The 259-nt window shown below is 66.0% G+C and carries 1 pseudogene; it reads right to left on the bottom strand.

Features of this window, described 5'->3' with window-relative positions:
• Window positions 1–259 (bottom strand): annotated as a pseudogene (locus C4334_RS13265) (dihydroxy-acid dehydratase domain-containing protein); the annotation flags it as partial.

The raw sequence follows: 259 nt of genomic DNA on the forward strand, positions 1-259 counted from the left end.
CCCACCGCTCACGCCGCCGCGCAAGTTCGTCGTCTGCCACTTCGAGCTGCAACAACCCGCGCTCGGCATCCACCGTAATGAGGTCGCCTTCCTCGACCAAAGCGATCTCACCGCCAACGGCCGCCTCTGGGGCGATGTGGCCGACCACCAACCCGTATGTGCCGCCCGAAAAGCGTCCGTCCGTGATCAAGGCGACGCTATCGCCCAATCCGGCTCCAATGATCGCCGACGTCGGCGCGAGCATCTCGCGCATCCCTGG

Origin of the sequence: Pyrinomonas sp. (assembly GCF_040289685.1) — a bacterium.
In the GTDB taxonomy this organism is placed as follows: domain Bacteria; phylum Acidobacteriota; class Blastocatellia; order Pyrinomonadales; family Pyrinomonadaceae; genus Pyrinomonas.